This is a genomic window from Bradyrhizobium sp. ISRA436 (genome assembly GCF_029910015.1).
Taxonomy (GTDB): domain Bacteria; phylum Pseudomonadota; class Alphaproteobacteria; order Rhizobiales; family Xanthobacteraceae; genus Bradyrhizobium.
Genome location: NZ_CP094519.1, coordinates 5,862,673 through 5,879,179, shown reverse-complemented (window position 1 = coordinate 5,879,179; position 16,507 = coordinate 5,862,673). Strand labels below are relative to the sequence as shown.

The window sequence follows — 16,507 nt, the reverse complement described above, 5'->3', positions numbered from 1 at the left end:
AGATGTGGCGTCCCGGAAAGGAATATTGCGACTACGAATGCTATCGGCGCTGTCATAGACATCGTCTTCACGTAGCGTTTCCTGCTCCACCTGGGATGCCCGAGAGCGAAGTGTCCATCACCATCGCTAGACGTTCGCGCGTCTAATCATCGAGCGCGTCACGCTCTATCGCCTTACTTCACCAGGTTGATCGCCGCTGGCTGTATCGACATTTTGGTCTTCAGATTGCGGACCCAACTACAAAACTGCAGGCACGAGAGCGCGCGGGAACGGCAACTGATGAGACTGCGGACCTGATTCTCGATGGGTCGACGAATGGCTGCGACGGGATCTCGCGACAAGTATCGCGCGGATGCTCTGATAGCATAGAAGGAAGCCTGACGTTCGATGGTTCGCTGGTACGAATCGTGCCGATATGACGCCATCGGAACACACCTCTCGAGCGCAAGCGCAGGCTTGTCCTTTTCGTACAAACGTTGTGCGCCGATTGTGAACGAAATCTGTCAACGTGACCTTGCGAGTAACGGAATGGTCCGCACCGCGGCGTCCATCCCAGAGACCGCATGAGAAGGGTACAGGGGGGGGGGAGGGCGAAGGTGACTCTCTCTACTAAAGACTGAGCGACCACTTTTGAGGTGAATTAAGGAGGGGACTACTATGAAGGTGGCGAAGAGCCTTTTGCTCGGTTCGGCCGCGGGGCTAATCGCCCTGGGCGGAGCACGGGCTGCCGATCTTCCAATAAAGGCCAAGGCTGTAGAATATGTGAGGATATGCTCCCTGTATGGGGCCCGATTCTACTACGTCCCGGGCACCGACACTTGCATCAAGCTGGGTGGCTATTTGCGCGGCTGGCTAGAGGTGAACAACACTGGTACGAGTACCAACCCCGACTTTGGTGCGGCTGGCGCAGCGAACCGTTTCAGCAATTCCTATACATGGCGTTCTCGTCAACACCTGAGCCTTGATACGCGCACCGCAACCGAATACGGCATGGTTCGTACCTACTTTGAGGGAGTGTTTCAATGGACATCGGGCAAGTATAGCGGACTAGGAAATGGCTCGACCGCTTACGCCGGCGACACTGCCGCTGGGGGTACATTCGGTCTCTGGTACGCTTTCATCCAGTTCGCTGGCTTCACGATCGGTAAGGCGGGCTCGCAGTTCTCTACGCCCTGGGGCGAGTATCCCGCGAATTTCGCTGAACTCCCGGGCAGCGGGAGCTGGGACCCAGTGAACCAGTTCACCTATACTGCTGACTTCGGTCAAGGCATCACGGCATCTTTCTCGGTCCAGGATCAAGTCGTACATGACACATCCAACATCTGGAACGTGAGCGCAGCGACGGCTGCAGGTTTCGCGACCGGTGCATACGGTGGCAACGACATCGCAGGTACGATAGCTCCTGACCTGATCGCGATGGCTCGCGTTGACCAAGCATGGGGTCTTTTCCAGGCGTCGGTCGCCGCGCATGACAACCATGCTGCCTACTATGGCGCGACCGAGCTCAGCGGTCATCCGGACGACAAATGGGGCTGGGCTTCTCAGCTGGCACTATCAATCAAAAATATCCCGACCGGTCCTGGTGACTCGATAAACATGTCGGGCGTGTATGCGAATGGTGCAAGCCGTTATACCTTCAACGATTATATGGCGACTACCTACGCGAGGTACGGTGGTGCGAACTTGGCAGGTACTTACCAGAGCGTCGGACTCGCTGGTCTTTCTGATTCCTTGTTCGTTGCAGGCGCTGGCCAGCAGCTGACCACGACGTTCGGCTTCAACGGCGGCTTCAACCACAACTGGGATCCGCACTGGGTTAGCAGCATCTTCGGTGGGATTGGCGCTGTACGCTATAACAACACAGCCAAAGGCTACATCTGTAATGCGCTCGTCTCGGGCCTAGCGCTTTCGAGCGGGACTGTCGGCTGTAACCCGGATTTTAATTATGCGGTTGTCGGTACGAGAACCAACTGGACCCCGGTTATGAATCTAACCTTCACGGCCGAACTCGCTTACAGCATGCTGGATCAAAAGTACGCGAGCGGAAGCACGGTGGTGCTGCCATTGCAATCGGGTATCGGGAAGCCGACTGCTGTGTATGAGCTGAAGGACCAAAGCAGCCTAGTAGTTCGGCTCATGGCTCAACGCAACTTCTGAGTCTTTGTCAAATTGCAGAGGCAGAAAGGTGACTTTGTACGGAAGTTTGCCCTCCAAGAAGGCCTCCGGCATGTCCGCCGGAGGCCTTCTTGGGTGAGAACTCATTAATTTTTCTGCTCCGACAATACGATACTGATTCTCTTAGGAGAAGGATTGGGATCGTGAGCAGGAATTTGTTTTGGCTGAGCGACGAGCAGTGGCAGTGTATCGAACCTCACTTGCCACAGATGTGCGCGGTGTCGAGCGGGAGGACGATCGCCGCGTTATCAGCGGCATTATACACGTGCTGAAAAGCGGCTGCCGCTGGTCCGACTGCCCCGAAGTCTACGGGCCGCCAACAACGATTTGCAACCGCTTCGCTCGGTGTGCGCGGCGCGGCATATGGGAAAGCCTGTTCCGGGCGCTCGCCGGCAACGGTCGATCGATAGACACGCAGATGATCGACTCCACGCATGTCAAAGCGCATCGCTCGGCAGCGGGCGGAAAGGGGGGAGCAGAAGCAGGCTATTGGCCGCTCGCGCGAGGAGAGGCGCAACACGAAGATATGCTGATTCCGCTCGATGTCGCCCACCATTCCGGAATGATCTCGCCCACCGTTCCGATTTGATGTCGCCCACCATTCCGAGATGATCTCGCCCACCATTCCGGGATGATGTCGCCCGGGGTGACGAGGCCTCTTCTGGCTCCGATACGGTCCCGCCTTTCGGCTTTGCGAAGGGGGACCTGGATGCCGACGGAGAGGTTTGCGATGCGCCATGTGCGCGATGTGATCAGATTGAAGTCGGCCGGGATGCCGACCCGCGAGATTGCGCGGCGGGTGGGGACAGCCCCTTCGACGGTGCGGTTGACGATCCACCGGTTCGAGGCGGCGGGGCTGACCTGGCCATTGCCCGACGACATCACCGACGCTGCGCTGGAAGCCCGGCTGTTCGCCAGCGCGGGAGCCGGTCCCGGCACCCGGCGGGGCCATCGCCGGCAGGCCGAGCCGGACTGGGCGGCGGTACACCGCGAACTCCGGCGCAAGCATGTGACGCTGTCGATCCTGTGGGACGAGTACATCGCGGGCGAACCCGACGGGTATCGTTATTCGCGGTTCTGCGAGCTCTACCGCGCCTGGGAAGGCCGCCTGTCGGTGACGATGCGCCAGTCGCATACGGCCGGCGACAAGCTGTTCGTCGACTATGCCGGCGACGGCGTGCCGGTGGTAATCGACCGGTTCACCGGCGAGCGACGCGCCGCGCAGATCTTCGTCGCGGTGCTCGGCGCATCGAGCTTCACCTACGCGCAGGCGACCTGGACGCAGGGGCTCACCGACTGGATCAGCGGCCACGTCGGCGCCTTCGAGGCGATCGGCGGCGTGCCGGCGCTCTTGGTGCCGGACAACACCAAGGTCGCGGTGATCAAAGCCTGCCTCTACGATCCGCAGATCAACCGCAGCTACGCCGACATGGCGGCGCATTACGGCACCGCCATTCTGCCGGCCAGGCCACGGCGGCCACGCGACAAGGCGAAGGTCGAGCAGGCGGTCCTCATGGTCGAGCGCTGGCTGCTTGGACGGCTGCGCCACCGGACCTTCCACAGCCTCGCCGAGGTCAACGCGGCGATCGCCGAGTTAATGACCCGGCTCAACGAGGAGCGACCGATCCGGCGGCTCGGCGTGACCCGCCGCAAGCTATTGGAGGAGATCGACCGGCCGGCACTCAAGGCCTTGCCGGAAAGCCCTTACGTGTTTGCCGAGTGGCGGATCTGCCGGGTCAGCATCGACTATCACGTCGAGGTCGAGGCGCATTACTACAGCGTCCCGCATCGCTTCGTCCGCGCCGAAGTTGAGGTACGCGTCACCGCCCGCACCGTCGAGATTTTCCACAAGGGTGAGCGGATCGCCGCGCATCAGCGCATGAGCGGCAACCACAAGCACACGACCGTGCCGGAGCACATGGCCTCCAGTCATCGGCGCTACGCCGGCTGGACCATCGAGCGCATCCGCAAGGAGGCCGCCATCATCGGACCGGCCACCGCGGCGCTGTGCGATCTGATCCTCGATGAGCGTTCGCATCCGGAACAGGGCTTCCGCGCTTGCCTCGGCATCATCCGGCTCGCCCGATCCTACGGGCAACAGCGGCTCGATGCCGCCGCCATGCGGGCGATCGATATCGGCGCGCGCACTTACGGTTCGGTCAAATCGATCCTCGCCAACAACCTTGATCGGCGTCCTTCACCCAAGCGCTCCGCGGACGACGCGCCGATCCTTCATCCCAACATCCGCGGGCCGCGCTACTACAACTAGGGAGATCACGCCTTGCTCACCCATCCGACCCTCGATCAGCTTCACGCGCTCGGCCTTCATGGCATGGCCAAGGCCTTTGCCGACATCGAAGCCGGCGGCGATGCCGCAAGCCTCGGCCATGCCGAATGGCTCGCGCTGCTGCTCGAACGCGAAGCCTCGCTGCGACGCGACAAGCGGCTATCGAAGCGGCTGCAATACGCCAAGCTGCGCCAGCAGGCTTGCGTCGAGGACATCGACTATCGCACCCCGCGCGGCCTCGACCGCAGCCTCCTGACGATGCTGGTCGAAGGCCAATGGATCGACGACCACGCCAACCTGCTGATCTGCGGGCCCTCCGGCGTCGGCAAGAGCTGGCTCGCCTCGGCGCTCGGCAACAAGGCCTGCCGCGACAATCGCTCCGTGCTCTACCAGCGTGTCCCGCGGCTGTTCACCGATCTCGCTTTGGCGCGCGGCGACGGCCGCCACCCGCGGCTCCTGCGGGCGCTCGGCCGCATCGATCTGCTCATCCTCGACGACTGGGGCCTCGAGCCGCTCGACGCCGCAGCCCGCCACGACCTCCTCGAGATCCTCGAGGACCGCTACGGCCGCCGCTCCACCACCGTCACCAGCCAGCTCCCCGTCGATCAATGGCACGCGCTGATCGGCGAGCCGATGACTTCATGATGCCTCCTTCTTCGAACGATTGGTGCGTCGTATCCGATTGCGAAGCTGTCGGATTTGGTCGTCTGAGAGCTCGATCTGCCACGGCTGGCCTTTGGCCAACTGATGACCTGCCAGCAATCCTCGCGCGAGATAATCGAACACTGTCTGCGGGGTCACTCCAAGCTCAGCCGCGGCGCCCTGAATTGAGAAACTCCCATCGGGCCAGCGCATCGGATTCTTGTCCACGCCGTTAATTTTAACGGTGGGAATGCCCCAGCGGGTACGCAACAGCCAGACATTCTCGCCTTTGAAGGCGCAGCCTCGGGCCGCGACGAAGCCTTCCTGATTGAGTATTGCCGCGATCTCGGCATCCATTTTGTGTTCAGCATTCAACTCGATGATCCGTTTCCGCAACCGATCAATGTCGATGTAATCGCGGTAGGTCTGAACGCGCCGTTGCACGTGATGCTCGCTGGTTGCACCGGTCTGCCAGACGATCTTGAGCCACACCTGACCTCGGGTCCGCTTCTGATCAAGAACGACTTCGCGGATCACAAATCGCAGAATGCGCTTGCGATCGGCTACCGAAGTGGTGGCCGCGTTCCAAATCCGCGGCAGGTTCTCGCCGAGTGCTTGTAGCCCTGCGCGTTCCGCCGGGCCAATCAGAAGCGGCTCGTGCCCGCGCCAACGCGCATGCTCCTGCTCGATCGCCTCGACGACACGCAGCCTCTCTTCCCAAGCCCGCTCAAGTGAGCGTGCCACAAGGCGGTTCTCGGGCTCTACGGCGTCATACTGGCGTCGAGCGCGCTCGGCCTCGTAGCGGGCGCGCTCCACGCGAAGCGCCCACTGGCGCTCGAGCTGACGGCTCTCCTGCTCCAGTTGGCCCGCGGCTGCGAGCGCGATCTCAATCTGATCCGGCACCAGGGCATCGAGGACCATCCGCTCAACCAGCGCGTCAACGGCCAAGGCCCGGACTTCCTGGCACATTGCACTGCCTTGCTGGTCCCGATCCGAGCGGCAGCAATAGACCGGATAGTCGGCATTCGGGCCCGTGTAGCGCATGCTCATGCGCCGTCCACAACGACCGCAGACCGCGATTCCTTGTAGCAGGGCTGCCCCCTTGCGCGGTACGCCAGAGTGTCCTCCCTCATAGCGGCAGACGTTATCTGCCAATCGCCCCTGGTTGGCCATGAACTCCTCCCAGCTGATATATCCTGGGTGAGCGGCGTGGAGGCAAACCGCCCAATCCGCGATCGCTACCTTGACCGTTCCCGTCAGCGATCCCGGCCGGCATCGGCTCGGATCCTTTTGCCGGCGGCCATAAACATACGCCCCAGCATAGGCCGGATTCTGAAGGATATTAAGGACGCGTGCACTATCTGGCGCACGCCAGACGATCTCGTGTGGAGATGGTCCAAGCAGCGGCCGAACCGGCAAGGACAATCCATTCCTGTCCAAGTAACGCATTACACCGCGCGCGCTTTGCAGTTCCCGGAATTTGGCAAACACCAGATGAAGACGGGCCCGCACCTCCTCATCGGGATTGAGAACAATTGTGCCCGCGCGGTCGTAGGCGAGCCCCGCCGGCAGCGGCAGCCGCAGTTCGCCCCGCTCCGCCTTCTGGCGTTCCCCTTGGTGAAGGCGCATCCGAAGCTGATGCAGCTCCGCCTCGCTCATGATGCCGGACAAGCCCAACAGCAGGCGGTCATGGTAGGCCCGCGGATCGTAAAGCCGCTCGCCATCCGCAATGAGCACGCCGAACACCGAACACAGTTCGAGAAGCTGATGCCAGTCCCGGTTATTGCGGGCCAAGCGAGAAGCGTCGAGGCTCACCACAAGACCGGCGTTGCCAAGGCCGATCTCGGCAATGAGCTTCTGGAAACCATGCCGATCCACAGCGCCAGCACCGGATTTGCCCAGATCCTCGTCAATGACCTGGACGCGCTCCGGGGGCCAGCCCAGACCGACGGCGCGATCGACAAGGCGATACTGCAGCTCCGTGCTCTCCTGGTGCTGGCGCACCTGGTTCACGGACGACTGCCGCACGTAGACATAGGCCAACTTGGCTCGGTGCGCAGTCGTGAGCCGCTCGTCAACGGCGTTCAAGCTGATCAGCACGACCCAGTCCCCTTCCGGGCGTGCCGGGAACCGCTTGCATTCGCCGCAGCAGCGTGGCGAGGACTTGAGCGATCTGGGTTTGTGTCGCGGCCGACAGATTTGGCCAGAGGCGTGGAATGTCGGCCGTGCGGCGGTCTGGTGGATTTGCCAATGTCGGTAGGGGTCGATACGCAACGCGACCTGGAAGCGGTCGGTGGGTCATCGCGAATCACCTTCTCGTCGAGAAGGCTCAGACTCGCGCTCAAATGTTGCATCAATGGGATCAGCGTACGTGCACTGATGCGCGGCAGATCGGCGGCGTTCGGGTGGGAAGTGATCGTCTCGGCAAGGTCCGTCGAGGCGATCCGAACCCCCCGCCGCCGTCCGTCCGGCAGCGCGACAACGACGTAGGCGGGACCGCGCCCCGACCGCTCCTTCAGCACCTCAAGCCGCTGCCCAAAAAGGAAATGATGCGGGTCAGTGATCGTGATGTGAGACACGACCCGTTCAAGAATAGGGGTACTCTGTCGTGTTCGGTGATCCCACCTACGCCGATGCCGTCCTCGACCGCCTGGTCCACAACGCCCACCGGATCGATCTCAACGGCGAGAGCCTGCGGCGAACCCGCAAACCCGATCGAAAGGCCTGAGCCAGTGGCGCTGTGGACATGCCGCTGCGCTTGGACAACGCAAAGAGCGTTGCCCACATGCCCACAGCAGACCAACAGCAGACGAAGAAGGGCCTCAAGCCGCGATTCAAGTTGACCCCGCGGCTTCACCGATGCCAGAAACCAAACAGCCAGAACGCCTCGCGCCCCGGGCGACATCAAATCGGAATGGTGGGCGAGATCATCTCGGAATCCTGGGCGAGATCAAATCGGTACACCCGGGCGAGATCATCGGAATCCGCAGGGAGGACGATCGCCGCGTTATCAGCGGCATTATACACGTGCTGAAAAGCGGCTGCCGCTGGTCCGACTGCCCCGAAGTCTACGGGCCGCCAACAACGATTTGCAACCGCTTCGCTCGGTGTGCGCGGCGCGGCATATGGGAAAGCCTGTTCCGGGCGCTCGCCGGCAACGGTCGATCGATAGACACGCAGATGATCGACTCCACGCATGTCAAAGCGCATCGCTCGGCAGCGGGCGGAAAGGGGGGAGCAGAAGCAGGCTATTGGCCGCTCGCGCGAGGAGAGGCGCAACACGAAGATACACGCACTCGCAGATGCTAAGGGACGCCTGATCGCGATTCTGTTGACCGGAGGTGAAGGCACGACTGCCCGGTCGCAGAACGCCTGATCTGCAGGGTCAAGCCGCCGAAACGGATGCTCGGCGACAAGGCCTACGACAGCGCCGAGCTGCGCGAGGAGTTGGATGCGCGTGGAACCAAACCTGTCATTCCAAACCGCAGCAATCGCAAACAACCGTACAGCTTCTCAAAGCGCCTCTTCAAACTGCGCTGGCGCATCGAGAGTGCATTCAACCGGCTGAAGGACTTCAGGCGCATCGCGACCCGTTACGATAAGCTGGCGCGAAACTATCTCGCCTCTCTGCCCCGCCGCAGCTCTTGTATGGTGGATTTAAGATTTAATGAGTCTGGACCCCAGTCTAAAAGCTCTGAGCTCTGATCCAAATGGTGGTTAGCTCGCTGCCAGTGTCGCTGACCACCATTTTCGGCATGCCGCGCTCGATCATCAACCGATCCAGTTCCCGCGCCACGCGCTGCCGGAGAGCGAGGTATTGACGACCCGCGCCAGGCACTCGCGGGTGCAGTCATCGACCACGGTGAGACGCGGAAGCGGCGGCCGCAGGTGTGCTGATCCGACACGAAGTCGAGCAACCAAAGGCCGTTCGGCGCCATCGGCACCGTCATCGGCGCCGTGGTCCCGATGGCACGCTTGCGGCCGCCACGGCGGCGCACTGCAAGCTTTCCCGGTAAAGCCGGAACAGCTTCTTGTGGTTGACCCTATAGGCCTCCCGCTTGAGCAGGACATGCACGCGCCGATACACGCCAAAGCTCAAGAAACGCGCGGCGCTGCTGCGGAAACTCAAGGGTATGTTCCGCCGCCGACAATCGTAACCAGTCGGTCAACTGATCAAGCTGATCAACCCGGTGCTACGCGGATGGGTGAATTACTTCACGGGTTGGAAACTCCGGTGAGTGCTTTAGCTTTGTTCAAGACTGGGTGGAGAAGAAAGTTCGGCGCCATATGATGCAGCTCGGAAACGAAAGGGCTTCGGCTGGATGCGGCGGAGTAGGCAATGGCTGTACCAAAACTTGAAGCTGTTGAACGGGTTCTGCACGTTTGCTGAAAGTCGCGCGGCGTCCACATCGGCCCCGAGCCCTGCGCAGGCATCCGCGAGGACGCCGGCGAAGTGTCGGGAGCATGCAGGCCAGCCATTGAGCCGCGAAAGAATGTTTTTCCGGGTGTCGACGCTGTCAACTGAGCGGAAGGCAACACGGGCGGATGCGCAAACGCGAGCATTCGTCCGGCCCGGCGTGGTCGTAGACCCTGGCATGTATGGACCCGTCGCCACGAGTCTTCCCATACTCGACGGCTATGTCGCCGTGATCGTGGCCGCGCTGGCGTCAATGAGTGCGCCCGACCGGATCTGTCCGCTACTCGCCATCGACGCCGACGCATTCCACCACGGCGGCACGCCAGAATTCGCTGCGATTTCGGCCGTCGCGCTGCGCCACAATGACATCAGTAACGGTCTTTCCACCGCACCACATCGGTTCGCGCCGATCCATCGCCGCAAGCCGAATGGCGACGTTGATGCGCGGGCGTGGTGCCAGCGATTCTATGCCGCCATGCGGCTGAGACTATCCGCCGGCCTGGGCCTCGCTGCTCGACATCCGCAACATAAACCACGGCTTGCTCCTGCCCATCGGTAAGCGGCCCTCTGGCCGCACGGCGCTGAGTGCTTGATTTCCCTCCGGAAGGCGTCAGGCGGCGAGTTTAGCGGCCGAATGTTCGACGGCCCAAGCCCATGGCATGAGTTCGTCGATGCGAGCGGCGGGCCAGAGATTGACGAGCTTCGTCAGCACGCCGGTGAGATAGGCATGCGGATCGACGCCTGTTAACTTGCAGGTTTCGATGAGCGAAGCGATGCAAGCCCAGTTTTCCGCGCCCTGATCGTGACCGGCGAAGAGTGAGTTCTTGCATTGAGCGAGATCGGACGGATGCCGCGCTCGACCGTATTGGAATGTGTGCCTTGGCGCACTGTTCTCCCTGGTGGAAGTCCAGGCCGGCAAACTCTCGCTCCAGCCGGAAGTACTCGGAGCGGGTCAGGAGGCGACGAATGGCCTGAAGCACTCTGAGAAAAGGCTCCTTTTGGGGGGCCATCGGTCCGCGCGGGCCGCAACTTGCGAGTGAACACTAAGCAGGCTCCGAAAGCGTCATCGTGGGAGCCGACCCGCCACTCTAACGGGGAAGGCCGGCGTCCTGGGGGAAGCGAGCGAGAAAAGCACCCCAGGATCCCACCGGGGTAGTGGTGGCAGCACGCGCGGGACATGGACAGTGGGCAACAAGGGAAGTCTGCCGTCGATGAAGGATGACGAATCCGGACAACGACGAACCCGTGAGGGCCAGCGTCGGTGGCGGCAGATGGCGGATGGGTCCGTAATACCTATGACAACGCCGGAAGAGGGAAGGGGCCCTGACTTGTCTCAAGCGAGAACGAAGGAGAGCACGGCGATTGACGATGAGTCTAGCAACACCGGATATACGCGTTCAGAAGCTGCAGAGCTCGCTACAGGCGAAAGCTAAGACCGAACCGACATACCGCTTCTACTCTTTGTGGGACAAAATCTGCCGACCGGATGTCATGGAAGAAGCTTACCAAAGGTGCCGCGAAAACGACGGCTCTCCTGGGGTGGACGGCATAACGTTCGAACAGATCGAAGTAGAGGGACAGCAGCAATGGTTGGAAAGTGTCAGACAGGAGCTGAAGGACGGCACTTACCGTCCCAAGCCCCTTCTGAGAGTATGGATACCAAAGAGCAATGGCGGACGCCGACCACTCGGAATCCCTTGCATTCATGACAGAATCGTTATGATGGCAACGGTCTTAGTGATCGGTCCCATCTTCGACGCGGACCTGCTGGACAACCAGTACGGATTCCGTCCGAAGCTAAACGCCAAGATGGCCGTGCGCCGCGTGTTCTGGCACATCAAGGACCGGGGACGGAGCGAGGTATTTACGCGACTACTTCACGTCGATTCCACACGGGCCGCTGATGCGATGCCTGACACGGCGGATCTCCGACGGACGACTTCTCTCGACCATCAAAAGCTGGTTGACGGCTCCGGTGGCCGAACGGAGCGGAAGGCGGACGATACGGACGGCAGACGCGCGCGAAAATTTAAGAAAGGGACCCCGCAAGGGTCTCCTCTGAGTCCGTTGCTGGCGAACATTTACTTCCGACGCTTTCTGCTGGTCTGGCGCGACCACGGGCACCAGGAACAACTCGATGCCCACGTCTTCAACTATGCCGACGATCTCGTGATCTGCTGCCGTCCCGGACAAGCCGAGATGGCGATGAAGCGAATGACGGTACTGGTGAATAGGCTCGGGTTGGAGGTGAACGAGACCAAGACCGCATCGCACGGTTGCCGAAGGAGCGATTCACGTTCCTCGGCTACACAATCGGGCGGTTCTACCGAAAGGGCGGACAAGCCTTCATCGGCACGCGTCCGTCCAAGAAAGCGGTCTCGAGATTGCTCCGACGAATCCACGAACGCACGACGCCACAGTGGTACCCGGACACACCGGAGAACAGCGTCATCAGCCGCCTTCTTCGCGGCTGGTGCGGCTACTTCGACCAAGGAGCTGTCATGAAGACTTATGACTTCATCAGGCAATACGTCGATTGGCGTCTGCGGCACTGGTTAATGCGACGAGCCGGAGGACGTGGCAGGGGCTTCGAGCAGTATCCGCAGGATTACCTGCACGATACGCTCAAACTCTTCCGCATCCCGAGCCGTCGTACTGACCGATCGAGCGCGAAGGTCTGATGAGACAAGTGAAAGCCGGGTGCGGGAAATCTGCATGCCCGGTTTGACGAGCGACGACCGGAAACGGAATTATGGTGCGAACTGCGACACCGGCGAAGGCGAAAGCCGCCAGAAACAGTCAAGCCTCGCGACCTACGGTCACCGCGCCAGTCGTCGACTCTACCGACCTCGACGCGGCCATTATCAAGGAAGCGGGTCAGCTCATCCCAGTGGTTGAGGCCGTAACGGATTTCGTCGGCGATCTTCGCCTTGGCGGAGACGCGCGCAAGCTGCTGCTCGAACCAAGTTCTGAGCGGTGCCACCAGCGGCTTGCTCTTGTCCTGGCGCACCCGCCGCCGGCGTGGGCGATCATTCCCCGGATCGTCTTCTCGATCGCATAGAGCGCAGCGATACGTTCCAGCGCTTCGCTCGCGATCGGCGCATCGCCGCCCTTGGCGATGTCGAAGAACCGGCGGCGCAGGTGCGTCCAACAGAAGGCAAGCGTGATGGCCTCGCCCCGGGGGGCGGCAATCTTCTTGTAGGCGGCATAGCCATCGCATTGCACGATGCCGCATTAGCCTTCGAGCAGCTTGAGCCCGTGGACCGCGCCGCGACCGGGCGCGTAGGCAAAAGCGATCGCCGGCGGGTCGGTCCCGCCCCAGGGGCGGTCGTCACGGGCAACCGCCAGAAGTAGCCCTGCCTGATGCGGCCGCGGCCGGGATCGAGCACGGGTGCAATCGTCTCATCGACCGCCACCTTGGCGGAGGCCAGGATTTTGAGACGATCCGCCCGCTTCGAGCTGCTCGCGCACGAGCGCGGCCAGACTGTCGGCGCCGCGTCGGAAGTCCACGGGTTTGGTCGCCACCAGCACCCGTATGCCGGCCGGCACCGTAATCATGTCACGGCCATCACGGCACGCAGCACCGCCTGCAGGCTCGCGACATCAATGCCGGCCGTAACGCGAACCGGGGCCGCGCCGATCACGATCTCGATCATGCCGGAGCCACTTGGTACGGCTGGCGCAATCGGCGCCTCTTTCATCGACAGGCGTTCGACGACAACCGGCGCAAAAGCCGGAGCTTTCTTCTGCGTCTCACTTAGCGCATGCCGGCGGGCTTGCCGCCGCCAACCGAACAATTGCTGCAGTGTCAGCCCGTGCCCGTGTGCAACCGCGTTGACTCTCTCGCCATCAAGGTAGCTCTCGGCGACAATCTGCGCCTTCTGCTCCGCCGTCCAGGCGCTCCGTCGTCCCGTCCGGCGAACACCTCCAACCGGCGCACCGGCTCGGGCTTAGATTTGTGCAAAAGCTCAGTGTCCGACAGGTGCCGAACCCGCTCGACTCAGCGGTCGGACAATCGCCGATTAACCCGCGGCGCTGAAGGTGAGATCTAAGCGCCGCTTACGCCCATCCTGCTGCATTGCGTCGACAATCCAGGCATCCAGTGCTTGGACCGCCAAGGCCAGGCTGCGAGACCGAGGAATTCCTGCGCAACGCCCATACCGACATTCCGGACGTCGTCAAGGCCATACGCTAGCACTGGATGCCGACTCGCTACGCTCGCGCGCTGATCACTGCAGGCGTAGGAGTTCATATCGGGTTAGGGTCAATGTCTAGGCCCTTGGCGTTATTTGCGCGCGACGACCACGAGGCGCCGGCTATCGGATGTAAACGCCGCGCCTTCCTGCCCATAAGCTTCAACACTATCGAATCCCGCGCTTCGCAACATGCGTACATATTCCGAAAACCCATAAAGTCTGAAAGAAAGATGCGTTCGTCTAACGCATCCATTACGGACGACTATCCTTTCGAGGTTCCGACGATCGGTTAACACGTCGTTGTTCAGTATATCGACTCTTAGATCGTCGTTACGTTGCACAACGAAATAGATAGGTGTCTCGCGGCGTAAAGCGAAGCGATTGCTGTGATCGATCAGCAGACGTCCGTCCGTTCGAAGTGAAGAAGCGGCTTCACTAAGAACTCTCTCATTATCCGCATCATCGAAATACCCAAAGGTCGTGTACCACATAAAAGCCGCGTCAAATCGATCTCGCCAGCAAAGGGAGCGCATGTCGCCAAGAACATACTCAACATCTACCCCGCGTTCAGCAGCATCGGCTTCGGCTTTCTTTAGCAAGATCGGCGAGATATCAAGTCCGGTCACCCGCGCTCCTTTTTCCGCCAACCGGTTGGTAATCCTCCCATAACCGCATCCAAGTTCAAGAACTGAGCTACCTTGTCTGAGAGAAAGAAGCTCCCAAATTGCTCCTACTTGCCGGTCACTTGTCTCCGGCGGATTCACCACATCGCCAAAATAAAAGTAATCTTCGCTGAAGCATGATTCGAGCTCCGATACGGAAAGGGAATTCGTCATCTTGTCGGTCATCTGCTTTTCCTTCTCTTTTTTGTGACTGTTGCTGGCCACTGGCAACCTTGTTCTTTCGGGGGGCGTACTTCTGAGGCGCGCCTCTTATCGCATTGCATGATTTGGGCCAGGCGAGTGATGCGGATTGTCTCGGTTTTTCCACCGCAATATCAATTGCGCAACATGTTGGCGGATTTGAAACACGTTTCATGTTTCTTTTCGAACAGAAAGAAATCGCGTGCTGCGCACTTCTGTTGGTTCCGGTCGCAATCTGAACGGTCCGGAGTCGTCGAGCGGAGGCTGATCGGAATCGGGAGGCGGGTCTACAAGGACCTCTCCTGCCCGGGCTTGGGAGGTGGCACAATGCGACCAGGTGCTGCGGCGTGTGAGTTCAACCGTCGTCGGCTGACCGTGAAACAGCGTCTTCGAAGAGCGCCGCGAACGGAGTGCTGGCGGTGATTGCAAGCGCAGCCAAGGCTGTAGCAGTGAGGAGTCCGGAACTTCGGATTGAACCTCGTATATGCTGGTCTACGGCAAGAAACGCCAAGTGCACTGTCGCGTGCGCCGGAGTTTGACTAGTTGATAGGCTTCGCGCTACCGAGAAGCGCGCCCGTCAGTAGTAGCGTGTAGGGTTTCGACTGCAGCAAAAGAAACGCGAACTATCCATCGCTAACTGGCTGGACTGAAGCTCGTCTCGGAAGACATCCCGTCTCTCAGCAAGCGCATCAGCATTCGGCGGATGAGGCGGCCTAGCAGCGTTGAGTGCCCGGCGCATGCGAGTTTAGCTTGCTCTATTCTCCGGTCGGTTGGCCGCCGATCCCGCCCAGGGCTATCGCATGTGGCCGAGGAGTTCGAAGAGGAAGGCATCGTTCCAACCGGCGCGCTTGAGCTTGCCACGCAGAGAGATCGCGGTGTCGGGGTGGGCTCGGGCGACGTTGAGGGCCAGGCGTCTGAGCACGGCCAGATTGGCCGGTCCGTTGTCTTTGCGGTTTCGGGCGCGGTCTTCGTCGAGGGTGACGTCGAGCGGCCAATGCAGGCCGTTTTCGATGGACCAGTGGGTCCGGACGATACGCAAAACGTCCTTGCGGCTGTAGGGGCGGCTCATCAGGAAGTAGCGCTCGACCGTGTCGTCCTTGCCCCGCTTGCTGGTGATGCGGGCGACAGCTTTGAGGCCTGGGAAGTTGTGCTTCCTGGCCATGCCTGGAACCGCCGCGACGAGCGCGACGCGCTTCTCGTTGCGTCCATGTTCCGCATCGGTGGTGGTGAGCGATGTCTTGCCCTTACGTTTGGCGGCACGGATCGCGGCTTTGGCATCCTCCAGCAGAGCGGACTGGTTCTCCTTCACCGCCAGCACATAGTCGCCGCCCCGCTCCACAATCGCTTCGACCATCCCGCGGTGGCAATGCAGGGCGTCGGCCGTGACCACGCAGCCCTTGAGTTGCGGAAGCTCCAGCAACTGCAGGGCGCCGTCCACTTCGTTGTTGTTCGGCGCCAGGACATTGGCGAGCGCCATGCGCGTCTGCGCCGCCCAGGCGGTCACCATCACCGGCGGCATATGGCTCTTGCCGCGCTCGTAACCGCGTCGCAATGCCTTGCCGTCGAGCGCAATCACTCCGCGCGGCCGTTTGATCTTCGCACCTTGAGCAAAGGCCTTCATAAATTGCCGGAACGCAGCCTCAAACGCCTTTGGATCGAGCATCCGGAACACCCGACTGAACGTGTCGTGGCTCGGCAGGCCGTTCTTCAGCTCCAGCACATCTTGCCAAAGATAGGCCTTCATCCGGGCAAACAGCGCCATGTCCGTGCAACTGGTCGCCCCGCACAGCGTCGCCATCAGCGAGATAAACAATATCTCCGTCAGGTCATGCAGTGCGTTGTCGGCCCGGGGGTCTGGCAACTCGGAAAAGCATTCCGCAAATCGCTGCATCGGCCGCTCCTTCCAGATCAGGAGCCACCTTCAGAA

At 61.1% G+C, this 16,507-nt stretch carries 8 protein-coding genes and 7 pseudogenes; 9 read left to right on the top strand and 6 right to left on the bottom strand.

Annotated features, from left to right (window positions below; genetic code table 11):
• Positions 1 to 657 precede the first annotated feature (657 nt).
• The 4 genes and pseudogenes from MTX23_RS27410 to istB form a co-directional block, all read left to right on the top strand.
• On the top strand, positions 658 to 2,157 hold the full coding sequence (locus MTX23_RS27410; RefSeq protein ID WP_280973272.1) for a porin: 1,500 nt from the start codon (positions 658 to 660) through the stop codon (positions 2,155 to 2,157).
• 161 nt (positions 2,158 to 2,318) lie between these two features.
• Positions 2,319 to 2,702, top strand: a pseudogene (locus MTX23_RS27405) (IS5 family transposase); the annotation flags it as partial.
• Between the two features lie 203 nt (positions 2,703 to 2,905).
• A complete protein-coding gene (gene istA / locus MTX23_RS27400) occupies positions 2,906 to 4,444 on the top strand; it encodes an IS21 family transposase (protein ID WP_280978207.1) in 1,539 nt (512 codons plus the stop codon).
• A gap of 12 nt (positions 4,445 to 4,456) precedes the next feature.
• Positions 4,457 to 5,095, top strand: a pseudogene (istB, locus tag MTX23_RS27395) (IS21-like element helper ATPase IstB); the annotation flags it as partial.
• Positions 5,096 to 5,101: 6 nt separating this feature from the next.
• Here istB and MTX23_RS27390 read toward each other — a convergent pair.
• Positions 5,102 to 7,204 carry a recombinase family protein gene (locus MTX23_RS27390; RefSeq protein ID WP_280973198.1) on the bottom strand — a complete coding sequence of 701 codons (2,103 nt, stop codon included), beginning with the start codon at positions 7,202 to 7,204 and terminating at the stop codon, positions 5,102 to 5,104.
• 508 nt (positions 7,205 to 7,712) lie between these two features.
• Between MTX23_RS27390 and MTX23_RS27385 the strand changes: the two are divergent.
• Positions 7,713 to 7,832: pseudogene (locus tag MTX23_RS27385) on the top strand (ATP-binding protein); the annotation flags it as partial.
• A gap of 209 nt (positions 7,833 to 8,041) precedes the next feature.
• Positions 8,042 to 8,809, top strand: a pseudogene (locus tag MTX23_RS27380) (IS5 family transposase).
• Between the two features lie 7 nt (positions 8,810 to 8,816).
• On the opposite strand, the pseudogene MTX23_RS27375 reads toward MTX23_RS27380, so the two are convergent.
• Positions 8,817 to 9,197 (bottom strand): annotated as a pseudogene (locus MTX23_RS27375) (DDE-type integrase/transposase/recombinase); the annotation flags it as partial.
• A 502-nt stretch (positions 9,198 to 9,699) separates the two neighbouring features.
• On the opposite strand from MTX23_RS27375, the gene MTX23_RS27370 reads away from it, so the two are divergent.
• Positions 9,700 to 10,080, top strand: coding sequence for a hypothetical protein (locus MTX23_RS27370; RefSeq protein ID WP_280973271.1), 381 nt, complete (start codon positions 9,700 to 9,702; stop codon positions 10,078 to 10,080).
• A gap of 51 nt (positions 10,081 to 10,131) precedes the next feature.
• On the opposite strand, the pseudogene MTX23_RS27365 reads toward MTX23_RS27370, so the two are convergent.
• Positions 10,132 to 10,391, bottom strand: a pseudogene (locus MTX23_RS27365) (transposase domain-containing protein); the annotation flags it as partial.
• A gap of 498 nt (positions 10,392 to 10,889) precedes the next feature.
• On the opposite strand from MTX23_RS27365, the gene MTX23_RS27360 reads away from it, so the two are divergent.
• Positions 10,890 to 12,026 (top strand): reverse transcriptase domain-containing protein, encoded by a 1,137-nt coding sequence (locus MTX23_RS27360; RefSeq protein ID WP_280973206.1) that lies wholly within the window; start codon positions 10,890 to 10,892, stop codon positions 12,024 to 12,026.
• Positions 11,918 to 12,202, top strand: coding sequence for a group II intron maturase-specific domain-containing protein (locus MTX23_RS27355; RefSeq protein WP_280978209.1), 285 nt, complete (start codon positions 11,918 to 11,920; stop codon positions 12,200 to 12,202). The genes MTX23_RS27360 and MTX23_RS27355 overlap by 109 nt, the downstream gene beginning before the upstream one ends.
• Before the next feature lie 167 nt (positions 12,203 to 12,369).
• On the opposite strand, the pseudogene MTX23_RS27350 reads toward MTX23_RS27355, so the two are convergent.
• The 3 genes and pseudogenes from MTX23_RS27350 to MTX23_RS27340 all read right to left on the bottom strand — a co-directional run.
• A pseudogene (locus MTX23_RS27350) lies at positions 12,370 to 12,955 on the bottom strand (IS66 family transposase); the annotation flags it as partial.
• A gap of 851 nt (positions 12,956 to 13,806) precedes the next feature.
• The gene (locus MTX23_RS27345) at positions 13,807 to 14,565 is read right to left on the bottom strand and encodes a class I SAM-dependent methyltransferase (protein WP_280973270.1); all 759 of its coding nucleotides are present in this window, start codon (positions 14,563 to 14,565) and stop codon (positions 13,807 to 13,809) included.
• 808 nt (positions 14,566 to 15,373) lie between these two features.
• Entirely contained in the window at positions 15,374 to 16,471 is a 1,098-nt protein-coding gene (locus MTX23_RS27340) for an ISAs1 family transposase (RefSeq protein WP_280990745.1), read from the bottom strand.
• Positions 16,472 to 16,507: the final 36 nt, after the last annotated feature.

Bases quoted from the DNA above. Each gene is read 5' to 3' on its own strand.
- MTX23_RS27340 (WP_280990745.1), bottom strand. From the start codon at position 16,471: ATGCAGCGATTTGCGGAATGCTTTTCCGAGTTGCCAGACCCCCGGGCC.
- MTX23_RS27345 (WP_280973270.1), bottom strand. From the start codon at position 14,565: ATGACCGACAAGATGACGAATTCCCTTTCCGTATCGGAGCTCGAATCA.
- istA (WP_280978207.1), top strand. From the start codon at position 2,906: ATGCGCCATGTGCGCGATGTGATCAGATTGAAGTCGGCCGGGATGCCG.
- MTX23_RS27410 (WP_280973272.1), top strand. From the start codon at position 658: ATGAAGGTGGCGAAGAGCCTTTTGCTCGGTTCGGCCGCGGGGCTAATC.
- MTX23_RS27370 (WP_280973271.1), top strand. From the start codon at position 9,700: ATGTATGGACCCGTCGCCACGAGTCTTCCCATACTCGACGGCTATGTC.
- MTX23_RS27360 (WP_280973206.1), top strand. From the start codon at position 10,890: ATGAGTCTAGCAACACCGGATATACGCGTTCAGAAGCTGCAGAGCTCG.